The 3,109-nt window shown below is 38.9% G+C and carries 4 protein-coding genes and 1 pseudogene; 4 read left to right on the plus strand and 1 reads right to left on the minus strand.

Annotated elements, in window-relative coordinates; all coding sequences use genetic code 11:
* Nucleotides 1–292 (plus strand): excalibur calcium-binding domain-containing protein (locus ASG81_RS02735; protein WP_162254984.1); only part of this gene is annotated, 292 nt, incomplete at its 5' end.
* Between the two features lie 116 nt (nucleotides 293–408).
* Entirely contained in the window at nucleotides 409–1,407 is a 999-nt protein-coding gene (locus tag ASG81_RS02740; RefSeq protein ID WP_056628889.1) for a serine hydrolase domain-containing protein, read from the plus strand.
* A gap of 146 nt (nucleotides 1,408–1,553) precedes the next feature.
* Here the strand turns inward: ASG81_RS02740 and ASG81_RS33805 are convergent.
* A pseudogene (locus ASG81_RS33805) lies at nucleotides 1,554–1,847 on the minus strand (hypothetical protein); the annotation flags it as partial.
* Nucleotides 1,848–1,982: 135 nt separating this feature from the next.
* Between ASG81_RS33805 and ASG81_RS02750 the strand changes: the two are divergent.
* Nucleotides 1,983–2,447, plus strand: a complete 465-nt coding sequence (locus tag ASG81_RS02750; RefSeq protein ID WP_056628896.1) for a DinB family protein — start codon at nucleotides 1,983–1,985, stop codon at nucleotides 2,445–2,447.
* A gap of 111 nt (nucleotides 2,448–2,558) precedes the next feature.
* Nucleotides 2,559–2,933, plus strand: a complete 375-nt coding sequence (locus ASG81_RS02755; RefSeq protein ID WP_056628894.1) for a VOC family protein — start codon at nucleotides 2,559–2,561, stop codon at nucleotides 2,931–2,933.
* Nucleotides 2,934–3,109 lie beyond the last annotated feature (176 nt).

Raw genomic sequence — 3,109 nt, forward strand, 5'->3', positions numbered from 1 at the left:
GAGTGACAATCGCGGGTCTGGCAGTTGGGTTGGGCATCAGCTTTCGGCGTATGAGGACGGAGAAAAGGTGCTGTTTATAGTTGAGAAACCGAAAAATCTATTTTCGAGTCAACCAGCAACACCGACTTCTACAGCACAACCAACAGACGATCTAAAAGTAACTGTAGAACAGGATGTCTATTATGCGAATTGTACAGCTGTACGCGAAGCCGATAAAGCTCCGCTCCATCGAGGTGATCCTGGTTACTCTAAAAAGTTAGATCGGGACGGCGATGGTTATGCCTGCGAGTGATAAAGTATTAGACTATCGATGACATTAAGCTAACTGGCAGATTAATTGAACAACAAACAAGAACGAATGTTCTTAAATATGTTATAATACTTATAAATCATAATGGAGGTATTCAAATGGACGAAGTCCGAAATGAAATTGAATCCATTGTAGACAATTACAATCGAGAAAACTATTTGAGCGGTACTATACTTATTTCAAAAGATAATAATGTATTATTTGAAAAAGCGTATGGTAAAGCAAATATGCAGCTAGATGTTGGAAACACTCTGGAGACAAAGTATTTTATAGCTTCGGTAACAAAAATGTTTATTGCAGCAGCAGCTGTTAAATTACATGAAGATGGCATAATTAATCTTCATGAACGTCCAGGTACGTATATAGAGAATCTTCGACAACTACATCCTAATATCACTCTACACCATCTAATAACTCATACCTCTGGGTTGCACGATATTTATGCTGTACCAAACATTAGATATGAAATGAACAAATTAAACAACGAGAATGGTGATTTTCTTAGCTACTTGAGTAATCAAGAACAGCTATTTATTCCCGGTGAACAATGGAGATATAGCAGCACTGGCTTTATTTTAATGGGCTACATACTAGAAAAAGTGACAGGAAAATCATTTCAAAATTTACTGGATGAATTGTTTTTCCAACCACTAAAAATGACAGGTACTGGTCTTAATAATCCTCGAAAAATAATTTTTAATCGTGCTTATGGGTATACAATTGAAAATGAAGAGTATAGGAATGCGGACAATGATAAATTGGCTGATATTGATGCTCCAGGTGAGCTATATTCAACTGTAAAGGATCTAAATATATGGTGCAGAGCGATATTAAACAGATCAATAATATCTAAAGAGGCAGGGCAAATGATATTTAAAGCCTATGCACCTGTCGATTTTGATCCTAATCTGAAGTATGGTTACGGTTGGTTTTTGGGTAATAATTTTAGATGGATCCCAGGAGGATCTCCGGGATTTAAAGCAGATATATGGCAATTTCCCGATCAAAAAATAAGCGTTATAATGTTGTGGAACTTTGAGAAAGTAGATTCATATAAATTATTCGATAAAATTAAGAATGCATTGGATATAAATTAACAGCCACCAAAGGTTGTTTGATATTCGGAAAACTTCGGGAACAGTATCATAGTTGATTAATGTACGATAGTTGAACACCGAAAGGGCTGCCGCGTGGTAGCTCTTCGTTACGCTAACTGGCAGGATATTGATAAATATGCATTCCCTTACCAGATGCTGACGGCTTCCCTAGTGGGCAGAGAATCGGATAATTGGATAACCCGTAAGAAGTGGAACTCATTGGTCGGAGAGTACGGGTCGAAACGGTTATCATCGTACCACTCGACGCTGAAGGTGGCGTCAATCTCGATACCAGCCCGCTTGATCCAAGCTGAAGCACGTTCGCCCGTTCGGAGTCGGTTTGCTTTGTCCATCGATCCCCTGTGCGGGTAGATAACGCATTTCCTTGCCGGAACGCTTAAACCGACCATGCCTTCAGGTACAGGGGATGGCTTTTGAACTTCGTAAAGATACGAAAAATATGGTGGTTATCTCATGCCTGTATGACGTATATCAAACAAATCATCAACTTAGAAGGGCGTATTTTACAGCCTAATCGGAGATTTCTCAAAAACTATCAATTGGAGGTATTTAATGTGGCAACGATTTCTGATGTCTCTAAAGACTTAGAAAGATTGACAGTTTTCATTTCCAATTTATCCCTTTACTCTGATGATGTTCTTTGCAAACTAATAGTAGGTACATGGTCGATTCAAGACATTATCAGTCATATTATGGGTTGGGACAAAAACTTTATTAAGACACTTAATCAGATTATAAACAATGAAGAAGTTAAACTTGAAGAACATCACGATGTGCAGGCATTTAACGAAGCATCCGTTTCTTTCGGTAGAAAAATGAAACCACATGATTTACTTAAGGAAGCAATTTCCCAACGCAAACAATTAATATCAAAGCTCAATATGGTTTCTAAATCAGCATTCACCAAACAATTCCAAAATAGTTCGCATACGTTGGAAACTTTTTTACAAAACATGTTTATTGGTCATGATAGGCATCACGAAGAACAAATAAAGAACTACCTTGAAATGGTTAGTTAACATAAGGTCAAAAACCGCCATCACTGGCGGTTTTTTCATCCTCAATAATCAACAATAAAAGAAAACAGAGCCATTATTATAAAAGAAAACAGTTATAAAGGAGAATAATAAATGAAAGAAGCGAAGTCTTTTCTGCAAGATATTCATTATTTCCGGATCCCGGTGACTGATCTGGACAGTTCAGCCCGCTGGTACTCCGATGTTCTCCGGCTCGTGCTACGCAGACAGACGGATGAACGTGCCGTTTTTGAAATAGGGGAAGGGCCGCTTCTCGTTATAGTCAAGGCGGATGCGGATTCGCGGGGTCACTTTTACATAGAGGGAACGCCAGAATTCTCAGTCGGGTTTACTTGTCCAGATATTCATCGGTTCCGGGAATATCTGATAGAACAGGGCGTTCAAGCAGAGTCGATGCATGAGGAAGGCGGTCATTACTACTTTCACTTCTACGATCCGTCTGGCAACAAACTGCAAGCACATTGGTGAATGAGAAGGATATGAAAGAACGTTGAGTGTTGTGCTAACGGGTACGATAGTTGAACACCAAAAGGGCTGCCGCATGGTCAATGTCATTTAGTTTAGTTCAAAGACAAGAACAGGAATAAAAATGAAATCTGAAATGGCATGGGAAAAGTCCTGTGCCGTTTGTTTTTTTTGTGAAA

This window comes from Paenibacillus sp. Soil522 (assembly GCF_001428245.1).
In the GTDB taxonomy this organism is placed as follows: Bacteria; Bacillota; Bacilli; order Paenibacillales; family Paenibacillaceae; genus Pristimantibacillus.

Bases quoted from the DNA above. Each gene is read 5' to 3' on its own strand.
- ASG81_RS02740 (WP_056628889.1), top strand. From the start codon at position 409: ATGGACGAAGTCCGAAATGAAATTGAATCCATTGTAGACAATTACAAT.
- ASG81_RS02755 (WP_056628894.1), top strand. From the start codon at position 2,559: ATGAAAGAAGCGAAGTCTTTTCTGCAAGATATTCATTATTTCCGGATC.